11 protein-coding genes are annotated in these 15,531 nt (G+C 71.8%); 4 read left to right on the forward strand and 7 right to left on the reverse strand.

Features of this window, described 5'->3' with window-relative positions:
- Positions 1-4: 4 nt before the first annotated feature.
- The 4 genes from ACIBCK_RS12205 to ACIBCK_RS12220 all read right to left on the reverse strand — a co-directional run bounded on the left by ACIBCK_RS12205 (position 5) and on the right by ACIBCK_RS12220 (position 4,402).
- Positions 5-730: a 3'-5' exonuclease gene (locus tag ACIBCK_RS12205; protein WP_399389321.1), complete on the reverse strand. Its 726-nt coding sequence runs from the start codon at positions 728-730 to the stop codon at positions 5-7.
- A gap of 136 nt (positions 731-866) precedes the next feature.
- Positions 867-2,108: an SAV2148 family HEPN domain-containing protein gene (locus tag ACIBCK_RS12210; protein WP_399389323.1), complete on the reverse strand. Its 1,242-nt coding sequence runs from the start codon at positions 2,106-2,108 to the stop codon at positions 867-869.
- A gap of 103 nt (positions 2,109-2,211) precedes the next feature.
- On the reverse strand, positions 2,212-3,543 hold the full coding sequence (locus tag ACIBCK_RS12215; protein WP_399389325.1) for a copper amine oxidase: 1,332 nt from the start codon (positions 3,541-3,543) through the stop codon (positions 2,212-2,214).
- 55 nt (positions 3,544-3,598) lie between these two features.
- Positions 3,599-4,402 (reverse strand): Tat pathway signal sequence domain protein, encoded by an 804-nt coding sequence (locus ACIBCK_RS12220; RefSeq protein WP_399389328.1) that lies wholly within the window; start codon positions 4,400-4,402, stop codon positions 3,599-3,601.
- Positions 4,403-4,560: 158 nt separating this feature from the next.
- Between ACIBCK_RS12220 and glgX the strand changes: the two genes are divergently transcribed.
- Positions 4,561-6,669 carry a glycogen debranching protein GlgX gene (glgX, locus tag ACIBCK_RS12225; protein ID WP_399389330.1) on the forward strand — a complete coding sequence of 703 codons (2,109 nt, stop codon included), beginning with the start codon at positions 4,561-4,563 and terminating at the stop codon, positions 6,667-6,669.
- Here glgX and ACIBCK_RS12230 read toward each other — a convergent pair.
- A complete protein-coding gene (locus tag ACIBCK_RS12230; RefSeq protein ID WP_399389332.1) occupies positions 6,644-7,984 on the reverse strand; it encodes an MFS transporter in 1,341 nt (446 codons plus the stop codon). The genes glgX and ACIBCK_RS12230 overlap by 26 nt on opposite strands.
- Positions 7,985-8,065: 81 nt before the next feature.
- On the opposite strand from ACIBCK_RS12230, the gene treY reads away from it, so the two are divergent.
- Positions 8,066-10,513: a malto-oligosyltrehalose synthase gene (gene treY / locus ACIBCK_RS12235; protein ID WP_399389334.1), complete on the forward strand. Its 2,448-nt coding sequence runs from the start codon at positions 8,066-8,068 to the stop codon at positions 10,511-10,513.
- On the opposite strand, the gene ACIBCK_RS12240 is transcribed toward treY, so the two are convergent.
- Positions 10,493-11,485 (reverse strand): cytochrome P450, encoded by a 993-nt coding sequence (locus ACIBCK_RS12240; RefSeq protein ID WP_399389336.1) that lies wholly within the window; start codon positions 11,483-11,485, stop codon positions 10,493-10,495. The two genes, treY and ACIBCK_RS12240, sit on opposite strands and share 21 nt — an antisense overlap.
- A gap of 301 nt (positions 11,486-11,786) precedes the next feature.
- Here ACIBCK_RS12240 and ACIBCK_RS12245 point away from each other — a divergent pair, with 301 nt between their 5' ends.
- On the forward strand, positions 11,787-13,034 hold the full coding sequence (locus tag ACIBCK_RS12245) for a M14 family zinc carboxypeptidase (protein ID WP_399389338.1): 1,248 nt from the start codon (positions 11,787-11,789) through the stop codon (positions 13,032-13,034).
- Positions 13,035-13,071: 37 nt separating this feature from the next.
- On the opposite strand, the gene ACIBCK_RS12250 is transcribed toward ACIBCK_RS12245, so the two are convergent.
- A complete protein-coding gene (locus ACIBCK_RS12250) occupies positions 13,072-13,623 on the reverse strand; it encodes an FHA domain-containing protein (RefSeq protein WP_399389340.1) in 552 nt (183 codons plus the stop codon).
- Between the two features lie 158 nt (positions 13,624-13,781).
- Between ACIBCK_RS12250 and treZ the strand changes: the two genes are divergently transcribed.
- Positions 13,782-15,527: a malto-oligosyltrehalose trehalohydrolase gene (gene treZ / locus ACIBCK_RS12255; protein WP_399389774.1), complete on the forward strand. Its 1,746-nt coding sequence runs from the start codon at positions 13,782-13,784 to the stop codon at positions 15,525-15,527.
- The last annotated feature ends 4 nt before the right edge of the window (positions 15,528-15,531 follow it).

Genomic DNA, 15,531 nt, shown 5'->3' on the forward strand with positions numbered 1-15,531 from the left:
GACGTCAGACGCCGGACGCGCTGAACTCCTCGCGCAGCGGCCACGTCCCGTCCACCACCGCGTCCGTCTCGCCCTTCTTCCTGAGGAACTTCTGGAAGTCCGCCGCCCACTGCGCATACCACTCGACCTGGCGACGGTGCAGCTCCGCCGGGCCGAAAGCGGCCAGCTTGGGGTGACGCTCGGCTATCGCGCCGGCCAGGCGGGCCGCGGCCAGGGCGTCCGACGTGGCGTCGTGCGCCGACTCCAGGAGCACGCCGTACTCGGTGCAGACCGCTTCGAGGTTCCGCTTGCCCTTGCGATACCGCTCGACGGAGCGGTCGATCGCGTACGGATCGATGACCGGGGCCGGTTCCGCGCCGCCCAGCCGCTCACGCAGGGACGGCAGGCCGTGCCTGCGCAACTCCGCGGCGAGCAGGGTCAGGTCGAAGGTGGCGTTGTACGCGACGACCGGGACGCCCGTCTGCCAGTACGACACGAGGACCGCCGCTATCGCGTCGGCGACCTCCGCGGCCGGTCTGCCGTCCGCCGCCGCCCGCTCGGTCGAGATGCCGTGCACCGCCTCGGCATCCGCCGGGATCTCGACCCCCGGGTCGGCGAGCCACTCCTTGCGGCCCAGCGTCTCGCCAGCCCTGACCTCGATCACCGCGCCCGTGACGATGCGTGCCTCGTGCGGGTCCGTCCCGGTGGTCTCCAGGTCGAAACCGATCAGCAGCTCCCGGTGCCAGCCCATGGCCGCCCCCCTTCTCTGTGGTGCTTTCCCCCATTGACCACCACGATCCCACGCACCACTGACAATCCGAGGTCCGCGTTCCGCTTGCCGGCCGGAGCGGCGCGGGAGACCGGGCCGGCGGCGCGGGAGACCGGGCTCAGGACACCGGCCGCGAGTCCGCCCAGGCCAGCTCGAACTCCTCCCGGTACGTCGCGAAGAGTCCGTTCTCGTCCGGCTCGTCCGCCTTCACCACCCGGCGGCCGCCGCGCAGCACGAGCACCGGCGCCTCCATCCCGCGCGTCCTGCGCAGATACGACTGGACGACCGCGATGCCGTCGGCGCCGTCCCCGTCGACCAGATACGCGGTGAAGCGCGGCGTCTCGTCGAAGACCTGGATCTCGAAGGCGCCCGGGTCACGCAGCCGGGCCCGCACCCGGCGCATGTGCAGGATGTTCATCTCGACGCTGCGGCTCAGCTCGCCCCGCTTCAGGCCCAGTTCACGCTCCCTGCGCTTGACCGCGCTGCTCGCCGGGTTGAGGAAGAGCAGCCGCACCCGGCAGCCGGACTCGGCGAGCCGCACGAGGCGGCGTCCGGAGAAGTTCTGGACCAGGAGGTTCAGGCCTATCCCGATCGCGTCGACGCGCCGGGCGCCGCCGAACATGTCCTCGGCGGGGAACTGCCGCAGGAGCCGCACCCGGTCCGGGTGGACGCCCACCACGTCGGCATACCGGTCGCCGACCAGGGACTCGACGGCGTCGACGGGCAACCGGCGTGCGGACGGGGTGTCGGTGCCCGTGCCGAGTATGTCCAGGAGCCTCGCCGACGCGCGCTCCGCCTGGTCGAGCACGGCGGTGGACAGGGCGCGGTTGCGCGAGACGACGTTGCGGGTCACTTCCAGCTCGTCGAGGGCGAGTTCGACGTCCCTGCGGTCGTCGAAGTACGGCTCGAAGCACGGCCAGTGCTGCACCATCAGCTCGCGCAGCTGGGGCAGCGTGAGGAAGCTCAGGACGTTGTCGTCCGCCGGGTCGAGCAAGTAGCCCTTGCGGCGGCTCACTTCGCGTACGGCGACGGCCCGCTGCACCCACTCCTGTCCGGCGGGCCCGGCGGCCGCGACCACCCAGTCGTCGGCGTGGACCGGTTCGTAGATGGGGCGCAGGACAGCGGCCACGACCGCGCGCAGCCGCTGTTCCACGAGATTCAGCCAGATGTAGGCCCGCCCGGCGCGCTGGGCGCGGGTGCGCACCTCGCGCCAGGCGTCGGCGCCCCAGTCCAGTTCGGGTCCGATCTGAGATCCCATCTCCATCGGCCGCGCCAGGGACACCGCTCCGGGCGGGCCGTCCGCGGAACCCCCCTCGTGACCCTCGTCACCAGGGGGCAGTTCCCGCCCTCCCGAGCTCACCCAGCGCACCCCTTCCGCTCCCCCGAGCACTCCCCCGTTCAACGATCAAGGAAGGGTACTCCGGGAGCGGCGGCCGGTGCAGCAGGATGGAGAGGGAGCTTTCTCAACTACCGCCCTCTGGATTGCCGTTCTGGCCGGCGAGGTCGGCGGGAGTGAGCGGATTCATAGCGGTCACGTCACGCGGGGCGATCGAGAAACCCTGCCAGTGGACCGGCATGGGCTGCTGGTCCTCGTCGCGTGCGACGTGGTGGAACCCGATGTTGACCCAGGTGATCGGGTGCTTGAGCGTCTGGCCGTTGACCCATTTGTCGACGCTCTTGGGCCCACAGTTCGACGAGAGGTTGTCGCTGGTGTACTGCTCGCACTTCTTGTACTCGGTGAAGTACACGTCGTGGTTGCTGTAGGCGCGCCCCGGGTGCTTGACGGAGCGGCCCGGCACGATCTCGTACGACCTGGGGTGGCCGTCTGCGTTCTTGCCCGCCGTGCTCACCACGCGCCACCAGCGCATGCCCTTGACGTCACCGATGAGTTCCTTGGTGACGGGGGTGCGGGTGGTCTTCGTCTTCGGCTGGCCGTTGCCGGTGGGCGGCGTCACCTTGGAGTCGTACTGCTCGACCTTGGCCTTCGGGGAGCCGTCGAGGCCGAAGTTGAGGCGCCAGGAGACGTTGTGGCTGTGGCTCTCCGCGTAGTCGCTCGCGCCCTTGCCGATGGGCCAGCCGCGGCCGTCGGTGCCGTTGTAGTCGCTGGGCGAGAGGCTGCCGGTGGCGCCGACGTTCGAGGTGATCGTGCCGTCCGACGAGAAGCGCCACTCGGTGATGTACTCGTACCAGGACGCCTGGTTGACGGTGTAGACGAGCAGGTCCTTGCCCTGCGCCTGGTAGATCTTCTCCGGATTCTCGTAGATGTCCGGGGTCATGCGGTAGGCGTGGCCACGCGCGCGCGTGGTGGTGCACAGGCCCTTCACCTTGCCGCCGGGGATGGGCGAGGAGTTGCCGACCTTGACGGTCTTGATGGTGCCGCCGGGACACTCGGCGGGCTTCAGGGGCAGGAGGTCCGTGCCGAAGGAGGCGCCGGTGATGTCCTGGTACTCGTTCTCGCCGTCGTCGTAGGGCACGTGGACCTGTGCGAGACGGGCGCTGGTGAGGACCGGTATGGGCTTGGGCTCGTTCTTCGGCTGGTACGAGATGTTGTCGAGGACCAGACCGGCGTTGGTGTTGTAGTGCCAGCACATGCGCCAGGTGGTGCCGCCGTCGACGGTCTGCTCGATGCGGTAGTCGGCGCTGCAGGCCGGGGCGGCGGCAGCGGGGGCGTCCTTGGCGCTGTTCTGCGTGGCGCCCGCCGGGCCTGCTGCGGCGACGGCGGCGCCCAGGAGCGCGGTGACCGCAAGGCCGATGGAGGCGCGCTTGCGGGCGCGCCCAAGTCTGTTCACGTGCATGCGAGATGACTCCCTTGTGCGGAAGCGAAAGAGTGCGAGCGGGTGCCTGTGCCGCTCAGCGGAGGCGGGTGACCTTGCGGTCGCTCAGGTCGACGATGAGGTCGCGGGTGTCGATCCAGGGGCCGTTGACGACCTTGCTGACGACACTGAGGCACCGGTGTTCGCCGCATTTGTCGAGCGGGGCCGGTAGTTTCTCGACGGTCTCCTTGTGGAAGACGAAGGCGCTGAGGGTCAGCTGGCCGGGCGAGGTGAGCTCCTTGCCCATCGCGTCCTTGTAGTCCTTCTTGAGGTCCGCGCCGAGCGGATCGGCGATCAACAGCTCGGCGGCCTCACGGAGTTCGTCCTTGGCCGGCGGCGGCTGGACGCCGTGCGAGGTGTCGGTGTTCTCCACCTTGCCGGTGGCGAGATTGACGGTCTTGGTGACCAGCGCGTCGTTCTTGTAGTCGTAGTAGACGATGTCCGCGCGGCGCGGCCTTTCGGGGTCGACGGCCTCGGTCGGGGCCACCTCGCTCAGATTGTTCGCGAGGAGCTGGGGGCCGCGGTCCCCCTCCACGTCACGGGCGGACCTGCGGAGGTCGCCCTTCATGGCTATCGTCTCGGCCCGCTTCATCTCGTCGTCGGTCAACGGGTCGCTGCCGATGCCTTTTTCGCCCTCTTCGGGCGCGGCCTCGACGACCGCGTCCTTCGGGATCGCGTTCTGCTGCGCCGCTCCTGCGGCCGCACTGCGGTCCTGACCTCGGGACTCCCCCGCCCCGGCCGTTCCCGGCAGTGTGATTCCTGCCATCACGGCGGTGGCGGCCACAGCGACCGCCGTGCCCGCCACTACCTTCCCCAGATGGCGTCTGACTAGTTCGCGCACATCCTCCCCCTTCTTCCCCTGGTGTCCCACTCATGGGCATACCGAGTATGTGGTCGATCGGTTAGACGGGCTCAACTCCTGGGTGGTTGCCCTACTTTCGGGGAACCTTGAGCGAAGTGACCCCGAGCCGAGGGGGCGGTAGTGGAAGAGTCATATGCATGCAGGTGTGGCCAGGGCAGGCGTATCCACTCGGTGCCACGTACGACGGCGCCGGTACGAACTTCGCGGTCTTCTCCGAGGCCGCCGACCGCATAGAGCTCTGTTTGTTGCACGACGACGGCTCGGAGACAGCCGTCGAGCTGCGTGAGTCCGACGCGTTCGTACTCCACGCGTACCTGCCCGGCGTGATGCCGGGCCAGCGGTACGGCTTCCGTGTGCACGGTCCCTACGACCCCGCGCAGGGGCACCGCTGCAACTCGGCGAAGCTCCTTCTCGACCCGTACGCGCGCGCGGTCAGCGGCCGGATCGACTGGGGCGAGGAGGTGTACGGCTACCGCTTCGGCGCCCCGGACAAGCGCAACGACATGGACTCGGCGCCGCACATGATGACGTCGGTGGTGGTCAATCCCTACTTCGACTGGGGCGACGACCGGCCGCCCCGCACCCCGTACAACGAGACCGTGCTCTACGAGGCCCACGTGAAGGGCCTGACCATGCAACACCCGGACCTGCCCGACGAGTTGCGCGGGTCGTACGCGGCGCTCGCGCATCCGGCGGTCATCGATCACCTCGTGCAACTGGGGGTGACGGCGCTGGAGCTGATGCCGGTGCACCAGTTCGTGAACGATCACCGTCTGGTCGACATGGGCCTGAACAACTACTGGGGCTACAACACGATCGGCTTCTTCGCGCCCCACAACGCGTACGCCTCCTGGGGCGACCGGGGCGAACAGGTCCTGGAGTTCAAGCAGGCGGTGAAGGCGCTGCACGAGGCGGGCATCGAGGTGATCCTCGACGTCGTCTACAACCACACGGCCGAGGGCAACCACCTGGGCCCGACGCTCTCCTACAAGGGCCTCGACAACGCCTCGTACTACCGCCTCACCGACGATCCCCGCTACTACATGGACACCACGGGGACCGGCAACTCGCTCCTGATGCGGTCGCCGCACGTACTCCAAATGATCATGGACTCGCTGCGGCACTGGGTCACCGACATGCACGTGGACGGGTTCCGCTTCGATCTCGCGGCGACGCTCGCCCGCCAGTTCCACGAGGTGGACCGGCTGTCGTCCTTCTTCGACCTCGTGCAGCAGGACCCCGTGGTGAGCCAGGTGAAGCTGATCGCCGAGCCGTGGGACGTCGGCGAGGGCGGCTATCAGGTGGGCAACTTCCCGCCGTTGTGGACCGAGTGGAACGGCATGTACCGCGACACGGTGCGCGACCTGTGGCGGGGCGAACCGCGCACGCTCGCGGAGTTCGCGTCCCGGCTCACCGGCTCATCCGACCTCTACCAGGACGACGGGCGGCGCCCCTTGGCGTCGATCAACTTCACCACCTGCCACGACGGTTTCACGCTGCACGACCTCGTCTCGTACAACGACAAGCACAACGAGGACAACGGCGAGGACAACCAGGACGGCGAGAGCCACAACCGCTCGTGGAACTGCGGCGCGGAGGGCGATACGGAGGACCCGGACGTCCTGGAGCTGCGCGAGCGGCAGATGCGCAACTTCATCGCGACGTTGATGCTCTCGCAGGGCGTGCCGATGCTCAGCCACGGCGACGAGTTCGCCCGGACGCAAGGGGGCAACAACAACGCCTACTGCCAGGACAACGAGATCGCTTGGGTGCGCTGGCCGCAGGGCGAGAGCAGCCAGCTGGAGTTCACGCGCGCGATGGCGTGGCTGCGGCGCGACCACCCCGTGTTCCGCAGGAGGCGGTTCTTCCACGGCCGCCCGGTCGAGGGCACGCACGACGAGCTGTCCGACATCGCGTGGTTCACGCCGGAGGGCGATGAGATGACGCAGGAGGACTGGGACGCGTCGCAGGCTCGGGCGCTGACGGTGTTCCTGAACGGCAACGCCATCTCCGAGCCCGGGACGCGCGGCGAGCGGATCACCGACGACTCGTTCCTGATGATGTTCAACGCGTCGGACCAGCCGCTGGAGTTCGTCGTCCCGGTCAATCACGGCCGTCAGTGGGAGGTGATCGTGGACACCTCGTTGGAGGCGGGCGTGCCGACGGACACGGGGCCGAAGGCGGGGGCCGGTGAACGCCTGACGCTCACCGACCGCAGCCTCACCGTCCTGCGGCGTCCCGCGTGACCTCCCGCCCGCCCTCCGCCGGGGGGCGGGCGACGAGCGCGACGAGGAACGCGACGGCGGCGGCCGCGCTGCCGAGCGCGAACGCCGCTCCGGGGCCGTAGGACTCGGCCAGGCGGCCCGCCACCGCGAGCGTGACCGCCTGGCCGCCGACGAACGCGCTCGCCGCGAACGTCATGCCCTCGGCGAGGCGCTGGGGCGGGCAGGAGCGCTCGGTGAGCGCGAAGCCGGTGATCAGGTTCGGGGCGAAGATCGCGCCGAAGACGGTCACCACGAGGTACAGACCCGTCATGCTGTCCGTCCACACCAGCGGGAGCGAGAGCAGCGCCGCCGCGGCTGTCGCCACGCGCCAGCGCGCGTACAGGCCGAAGCGCTCGGGCAGCGCGGCCATGGAGAGCCCCACGACGGCGCTCATGACGCCCATGGCGGCGTAGACGAGCCCCGCCTGGCCCGGCTGCCCCAACTCCTCGGTGAGGGCCGTGATGCCCGCTCCACAGGCTCCGAGCAGGACGCCGACGAAGACGAGCCCGACGCGTACGACGACGACCGCGCGCGGCAGGCGCTGCCGGCCGCGGTCGCCACGCGCGCGTGGTGCCTCCCCCGTCACATGGGGCGCTTCCTGCGTCGCCCGTACCGTCCGGCCCGTGGGGTGCAGCGCGAAGCCGGAGCCGCAGACGGCGACCAGGAGCGCGGCGGCACCGAAGGCGTAGGCCGGGTGGCCCGCCACCGCGGCCAGGCCCACGAAGGCGGGGCCGAGCACGAAGGAGAGCTCGTCCATCGTGCTCTCCAGGGACAGCACGGTGTTGACTTGACGGCTGTCTCCGCCCGCCCGGCGGACCAGCGGGACGGCTCGTGCGCGGGCCAGCGGCCCGATGCCCGGGATGCTCGCGCCGGCGAGCACCGCGAGGGCGACGAGCACGGGCGTGGGCAGGTCGAGGAGGGCGCCGAGGGTGTACACCGCGATGGCCACGGCGTTGAGCAGCGAGAAGGCGAGGACGACGGAGCGCTGGCCCCGCCGGTCGGCGAGGCGGCCGACGAGCGGGCCCATGGTCACCTGGCCGAGCGCCAGCGCGCAGGCGACCACGCCGCCCGTGGCGAGCGATCCGCTGGTCTCGGTGACCAGCAGCACGCTGCCGAACTGGATCATGGCCACGGGGAGCCTGCCGAGGAACGAGATCACCGGAAGGAGCGCTCCGGTGTGCCCGATCACTTCCCGGTAGGTGCCGAGGAGGCCGGGCGCGCCCCGGTGCGCGCGGTTCTCGGGGTGGTCTCGATCGTCCCGCGGCCCGTCCTGTGCGACCTGTGCTTTTGCAGCCATCGTCCGAAGCTAGCGACACTCTGACGGCCAGAAGCATGAGTCGATGGCACGAAAGCCCGCCAGGCGGGTACGTACGTTCGCATGACGCCTGAGCGCCCAGAGTCCGCGGTTCCGCCGCCGCCCACCGCCACGTACCGGTTGCAGCTCCAGCCGGAGTTCCCCTTCGAAGCCGCCGAGGCGGCCGTCCCGTACCTGGCATCGCTGGGGGTCTCGCACCTGCACCTGTCTCCGGTCCTCGAGGCCGTTCCGGGGTCCACGCACGGCTATGACGTCGTGGACCACGCGCGCGTGCGCGACGAGCTGGGCGGCGAGGAGGGGCTGCGGTCCCTTTCGCGCACCGCGCGGGCGCACGGGCTCGGCCTCGTCGTGGACATCGTCCCGAACCACATGGCGGCGGTGCCGTGCCACAACCACGCCCTCTGGGAGGTCCTGCGGGAGGGTCCCGCGTCGCCGTACGCGCGGTGGTTCGACATCGACTGGGACGCGGGCGACGGGCGCGTGCTGCTGCCGGTGCTCGGCCGCGGGGTCGGGGACGAGCTGGAGCGTCTGCGGGTGGACGGCGACGTGCTGCGCTACCACGAGCACGCGTTCCCCCTGCGCGAAGGCACCGCTGAGCTGCCCCTGCCTCAGCTCCTCGACGCCCAGTGGTACCGGCTCGGATGGTGGCGGCTTGCCCGTACGGAACTCAACTACCGGCGCTTCTTCACCATTTCGGACCTCATCGGGGTGCGCGTCGAGGACCCCGAAGTGTTCGAGGCGACCCACGCGAAGATCCTCGAACTGCTGCGGGAGGGGGTCGTGGAGGGGCTGCGGATCGACCATCCCGACGGGCTCGCGGAGCCGGGGGCGTACCTTCAGCGGCTCCACGAAGCCACACGCGGGCGCTGGACGGTCGTCGAGAAGATCCTCGCCGACGGGGAGCGGCTGCCGGCCGCGTGGCCCGTCGCGGGCACCACCGGCTACGACGCGCTGCGCCACCTCGACGGCCTCTTCACGGACCCGGCGGGGGCGGGCGAGCTCCTCGGCCAGTACCGGCGGTTCGCGGCGCCGGCGGTGGACCGGGGCGGCGACTGGGACGCGACGGTGCGGCGCGCGGCGTACAAGGTGCTCACCCATGAGCTGGCCGCCGAGACCGACCGCCTCACGCGTGAGGCGACCGCGCTCTGCGCCGCGGACCCCGCGCTGCGCGACCATGCCCCGTGGGCGCTGCGCACCGCGCTCCTGGAGCTGCTCGTGCGGCTTCCCGTCTACCGGCCCTACGTCTCCGGGGGCGCCGAACCGGCTTCGGTGCTCACGGTGAGGGCCGCCGAGGAGGCGAAGGCGGCCTTCGCCGTGCGGGAGGAGGCCGAGGCGGTCGATGTCGTACGGGACCTGGCCCTGGGCCGTCTTGGGTCCGGGCCAGCGGTCGACGGCTTCCGGGCGCGGTTCGCGCAGACCTCGTCGGCGCTGCGGGCCAAGGCCGTCGAGGACACGGCGTTCTACCGGCACGCGCCGCTCCTGTCGGCGGCCGAGGTGGGCGGCGCCCCCGAGCGCCCCGCGCTCTCCCCGGAGGCCTTCCACGCCTACTGCGCGCGCGTGCAGCGCGACTGGCCCTACGGGGGGACGGTGCTGACCACGCACGACACGAAGCGCAGCGCCGACGTACGGGCGGGCATCGCCGTCCTCACGCAGTGCCCGGAGCGGTGGGCCGACCTCCTGGTCGACGTCACCGAGCAGACCGCGCGCGTGGGTGGCACGAGCGCGCCGGACCCCCAACTCGCCTGGGCGGCCTGGCAGACGGCCGTCGGCTTCGGTTTCCCCTACGACGAACGGCTGCAGAACGCCCTCCTGAAGCATGTGCGCGAGGCGGGCCTGCACACGAGCTGGACCGAGCCGAACGAGGCGTACGAGAAGGCCGTGACGGCGTTCGTGGAGGCGGGCCCCTGTGGGCCGCCGCTCTACACCGTGGCGGAGTTCGCGGGCGCCCTGCGGCCCCATGTGCGGGCGAACGTCCTCGGCGCCGCGCTGCTCCAGCTGACGATGCCCGGGGTGCCCGACCTCTACCAGGGCACCGAGGGCGAGTACCGGGCCCTGGTGGACCCGGACAACCGGCGTCCCGTGCGGTTCCAGCCGCACGTCCTGGAGTACCTGGAGCAGCACCGTGACCGCTGGGACCTCTCCGAGGAGAAGCTGGCGCTCACGGCGACCGCGCTGCGGCTGCGCAGGCGGCGCCCGGAGCTCTTCGGCGGCGCTGCGACGTACGAGCCGTTGGCGGCGCGGGGTCCTGGAGCGGCGCACTGTGTGGCCTTCGCGCGCTCCGGAGAGGTGATCGCGGCGGTCACCCGGCTCTCCTCGCGCCTGGCCGAAGCGGGCGGCTGGCGCGATACGGAACTGGGGCTTCCGCCGGGGCGGTGGGCGGATCTGCTCACCCCGGGGCGGGAGTTCACGGGGCACGCGCGCGTGGAGGAGCTCCTCGGGGAGTTGCCGGTGGTGCTTCTGGAGCGGGTCCCGGCAGGGCAGGAGCAGGTCTCAGGAGGGGCGGACGAGTAGCAGGCGCGGCGCCCGCGCCATCAGGCCCCGGGGCGCGGGTCTGAAGCCGGGCGCCCAGCGCAGGCCCGGCATGGCGTCGAGCAGGGCCCGCAGGCCGCATTCGGCGACCAGGCCGGCCAGGGGCGAGACCGGGCAGAGGTGCTGTCCCGCGCGGAAGATGTCGTAGCGGTCGGGGTCGGCGAAGCGAAACGGATCGCGGCCCGCGGAGCCGATGAGGCAGGCCACGACGGCTCCCGCGGGCAGCGTGGTGCCCCCCAGGGTGATCGGCGCGGTCGCGCGGCGCAGTACGACGGGAGCAGGCGGGTCGCGGCGCAGGGACTCCGCCCAGGCGCCGGGTATCAGCCCCGGGCGGGCGCGCACGAGATCCAACTGGGCGGGATGGTCGAGGAGGTTGGCGAGGAAGGAGGCCAGCGCGAGGGCGGTGGTCTCGCCGCCTCCGGTGAGAAGCGTCCCGGCGAGACCGGTGACGGTGGCCTCGGAGAGCGCCTGCCCGTCCACCCGGGCGCCGCACAGCGCGGAGAGCAGATCGGCACCGGGGTGGGCACGCCGCCGCTCGACGTGGGGGCGCAGCAGCGCGGCCAACTCCGGGTGGGAGGCGTCGGACTGCGGGTGGCCCGTACGGCACCACTCCTGCACGCGCGCGGCGTCCTCCCAGGGCAGCCCGAGGGCGGCGACGGTGGCGGCCGCGGGGAGCCAGGCACTGAACTCGGCGACGAGGTCGACCTCTCGCCGCCCGGCTATGCGCCGGGCGAGCACGAAGGCGGTGCGCTCGGCGGAGGACCGTAGCGCGGGCTCCAGGAGCCTGAGGTGGGCCGGGCTCGGCCGGGGCCCCGCCGCACCGGGCCGGGTGGCGACGAGCGCGGCCCGCACATCCGCGTACCTGCTGAGGAGCCAGGCCCCGAGGAGCTCGTCGCGGACGACGGGGAACCCTTCGCGGAGCGTGCGGTAGAGCGGATAGGGATCACGCTCCACGCCCGGGGCCAGCAGGCTGCCGGGGGCCGGCAGGCTGGGGATGCCGGCCCGTCCGGGGGTTGAGGACGGACTCGGCGGGGACGGTGACAAAGGGTGCCCGCGAGGGGCCGAGCTCGACGACACGGTTCTCGGGGGCACGGATTCAGAGCATCACCGAAGGGCCGCTCACGCAGTTCCCATACACCCATTCGGGTGACGCTGTCGGACAAGGGCGACGTGGGGTGACATCCATTGGGTCGCACGCTTGACACGTGCCCGACCGCGTGGCGTACTGCGGGTTGCGTCAGCGGACAAGACGGGGGTGAGTCAACTGGCGGAGCAGCGCTATCCCAGTGTGGCCGAACTCGTGCTGTCCGCCCGGGAGTTGGCCGCTCATCGCCCCGAGCTCAGCTCCCTGCGCCAGGTGGGCGCGTCGCGCGCCGGAAGACCTCTGCACCTGCTGTCCGTCGGCAGCTCCCCGCGCGCCGTCCTGGTCGTCGCGGGCGCCCACGCGAACGAACCGACCGGCGGCTCCACACTGCTGCACCTCGCGGAGTGGACCCTGCGCGACGAGGATCTGCGCGCCGACACCTCCTGGCACTTCCTCCTGTGCGCCGACCCGGACGGCGCGCACCTCCACCGCACGCCTGCCCCGCGCTCCCTCTTCGACTACCACCGGCACTTCTTCCGCCCCGCGGGCCCCGAGCAGCCCGAGTGGTCCCCCTCCGTGCTGCCGCCGGACCGGCTGCCTCCCGAGACCCGCGTCCTGACCGGCGTCATCGACGAACTGCGGCCCTACTTGCAGGTGTCGCTGCACGGAACCGATCTCGGCGGCAGCTGGGTGCAGTTGACGCGGGACATACCGGGACTGGCGGAGCCGTTCGCCAAGTCGGCCGCGGAGCTGCACATACCGGTGGAGACGGGGGCTTCGGACGCGGCGGGCTGGCCGGTCTCGGGGCCGGGGGTCCATGTGCTGCCGGGTCCCGGTTCGGCGGCCGCCTATCCGAGCCTTCCCGAGGACGCCCGGCACACCACCTGGCACCACGCCCACCGGTACGGCGGCCTGACGGCCATCGTCGAGGTCCCCATGTGGGCCAGCGACCTCGTGGACGACGCGGCGGTCCATCCCTCCCCGGTGCTCGCGCTGCGCGGCTACTCGCAGCGGCTGCGGCGGGACGCGCGCCTGGTCGAGGACATTCTCGACGAGGCGCTGCCACGGCTCCCGGAGGCGCGGGGGCCGCTGCTGCGGGCCGCGCGCTGGGCGCTCGACCTGGTGCCTGGCCTCGCCGACGACTGGGCCCGGCTGCCGCCCGCGGGGACGTCGATGGCGTACATCGGCAGCGTGGACGCCTTCGGACGCCGCCTTCCGCTGCGGGCCGCCGCGATGCTGCTGCGGGTCCTCGACGCGGCGGGGGACCCTGCGGCGCCGCGCCTCGAACGGCTCGTCCTGCACTGGAGCGACGCGTTCGCCGAGCGGTTCAGGGCGCGCTGGGTGCCACTGGAGAACCAGGTCGAGCACCAGTCACGGACGACGGTCGCCGCGGCGCGCCACGCGCGCGTGGGGACCTGAGCGGGCTTCACGAAAGCGGGCTTCACGAAAGCGCGCTTCACGAACCGGAGAGCCGGAAGCCCATCTTCCCGAAGCTGACCTGATCGCCGTCCTGCACCACGGCGGCGCCGATCACCCTGCGGCCGTTCACCGACGTGCCGTTGGTCGAACCGAGGTCGCGCAGCACCCACATGCCGCCCTGCCTGCTCAGCTCGGCGTGCACCCTGGAGACCGTCTCGTGGCTGAGCCTGAGGCCGTTCGCCGGGTCGCGGCCGATCCGCAGCGGATACGGGTTCGCCGGCACCGGAAGCAGCAGCTTCGGCAGCTTCTCGGCCTGCCAGGCCCTGCGCAGCCGGACCGTGAACCCGGAGACCGCGCCGACAGAGCCGAACACCGCCCGCGCCAGGCGTCCTTCGGTCCGCAGATCGGCGGTGAGGGCAGCGAGTTCGTCGGGCTGACGGGCCGCCAGCGCCAGCTCCATGCGCCGCACGAACGTGTCGTGCGACAGCTTGCCGAGGGCGGCGCCCTCCCTGAGCACCTCCAGCGCCCTGTCTCGCTCGGCGTCGGTAAGCCGCGCGGGGTACGTGTGGATCTCAAAGGACGACGTCACCCTGGTGATTGTCGGTCAGCTCGGCCGGGGTGTCCAGAAAACGCGGAACGACCGCGAACCGATCACTTCTGCAGCACGATGGGACGTACGTCACCACAGATGACGTACGGCAGCAGACGGACGGACGACAGCGGATGGCGGACAAGGGGGAACTGTCGGTGGAGTTCGAGGTGTGGGCACCCGGGGCCGAGCGTGTCGCGCTGCAGTGCGAGGGCGCCACGAGCGCGATGGAGCGGGCCGACGGCCGGGCCGGGTGGTGGACGGCGCGGGCGGACGCCGCCGACGGGGCGCGGTACGGCTTCTCGCTCGACGAGGGGCCCGTACTGCCCGATCCCCGCTCGCGACGCCAGCCGGACGGCCCCGACGGGCTCAGCGCCGTCGTCGACCACGACCGGTACGCGTGGCGCGCGCCCTGGGCGGGGCGCGGAGTGCGGGACGCGGTCCTGTACGAGCTGCACGTGGGGACGTACACACCGGACGGCACGCTCGACTCGGCCGCGGGGCGGCTCGGCCACCTCGCCGAGCTCGGCGTCACCCATGTGGAGCTGATGCCGCTCTGCCCGTTCCCGGGGCGGCACGGCTGGGGGTACGAGGGTGTTTCCCTGTGGGCCGTGCACGAGCCGTACGGCGGCCCCGACGCGCTGAAACGGTTTGTCGACGCCGCGCACGCGCACGGCCTCGGGGTCGTCCTCGATGTCGTCCACAACCACCTCGGCCCCTCGGGCAACCATCTGCCCGCCTTCGGGCCCTACTTCACGGAGACCCACCAGACTCCCTGGGGGGCCGCGGTCAATCTCGACGCCCCCGGCTCGGACGAGGTGCGCGCGTACTTGACCGGCAGCGCGCTCGCCTGGCTGCGCGACTACCGCCTGGACGGCCTGCGTCTGGACGCGGTGCACGCGCTGCGGGACACGCGCGCGTGCCACTTCCTGGAAGAGCTCTCGGCGGCCGTGGACGAGCTGGCCGGCGAGCTCGGCAGGCCGCTCTCACTGATCGCCGAGTCCGACCAGGGCGATCCGCGCGTCGTCACCCCGCGCGCGGAGGGCGGTCTCGGCCTGCACGCGCAGTGGAACGACGACTTCCACCACGCACTGCACACCACACTCACCGGTGAGGCGAGCGGCTACTACGAAGACTTCGCCCGCGCGCCCTTCGCCGCGCTCGCCAAGACGCTGACCGGCGGCTTCTTCCACGACGGCACCTACTCGACCTTCCGGGGGCGCCGGCACGGCCGCCCCGTGGACCGCGCCCGGACTCCCGCGTTCCGCTTCCTCGGCTATACGCAGACCCACGACCAGGTCGGCAATCGCGCGCAAGGAGACCGGCTCTCCGCCACCCTCTCCCCCGGCCTGCTCGCCTGCGCCGCCGCGCTCACCCTCACCGGGCCGTTCACGCCCATGCTGTTCATGGGCGAGGAGTGGGGCGCCGCGACGCCCTGGCAGTTCTTCACGGACCACACCGATCCCGAACTCGCCGATGCCGTACGCCGGGGCAGGCGGCGGGAGTTCGCGGCGCACGGCTGGGCCGAGGGAGACATTCCGGATCCGCAGGACCCGGCCACCAGGGACCGTTCCTGTCTCGACTGGGCCGAGCCCCTGACCGACCCCCACGCGCGCGTGCTCGCCTGGTACCGCGAGCTGATCGCCCTGCGCCGCTCCCGCGGCGACCTCCTCGACCCCGACCTGGCGGCGCTGCGGGTCGCGTACGACGAGCAGAAGCGCTGGTTCGCGATCAAGCGCGGTGATCTGCGGGTCGCGGTGAACATCGGCAAGGAGACGGTCGACATCCCGCTGGGCGGCCGTGGCGCGCGGGTGCTCGCGGCGTGGGAGCCGGTGACCGCACCCGGCGCGGACGGTCTGCTGCGGCTGCCGGCCGAGTCGTGCGCGGTGCTCGCGACGCCCTGAGGCA

This window comes from Streptomyces sp. NPDC051218 (genome assembly GCF_044455475.1).
Taxonomy (GTDB): Bacteria; Actinomycetota; Actinomycetes; order Streptomycetales; family Streptomycetaceae; genus Streptomyces.

Coding starts and splice junctions, on each gene's coding strand:
- treY (WP_399389334.1), top strand. CDS start 8,066: ATGACGCCTGAGCGCCCAGAGTCCGCGGTTCCGCCGCCGCCCACCGCC.
- ACIBCK_RS12215 (WP_399389325.1), bottom strand. CDS start 3,543: ATGCACGTGAACAGACTTGGGCGCGCCCGCAAGCGCGCCTCCATCGGC.
- glgX (WP_399389330.1), top strand. CDS start 4,561: ATGCAGGTGTGGCCAGGGCAGGCGTATCCACTCGGTGCCACGTACGAC.
- ACIBCK_RS12205 (WP_399389321.1), bottom strand. CDS start 730: ATGGGCTGGCACCGGGAGCTGCTGATCGGTTTCGACCTGGAGACCACC.
- ACIBCK_RS12230 (WP_399389332.1), bottom strand. CDS start 7,984: ATGGCTGCAAAAGCACAGGTCGCACAGGACGGGCCGCGGGACGATCGA.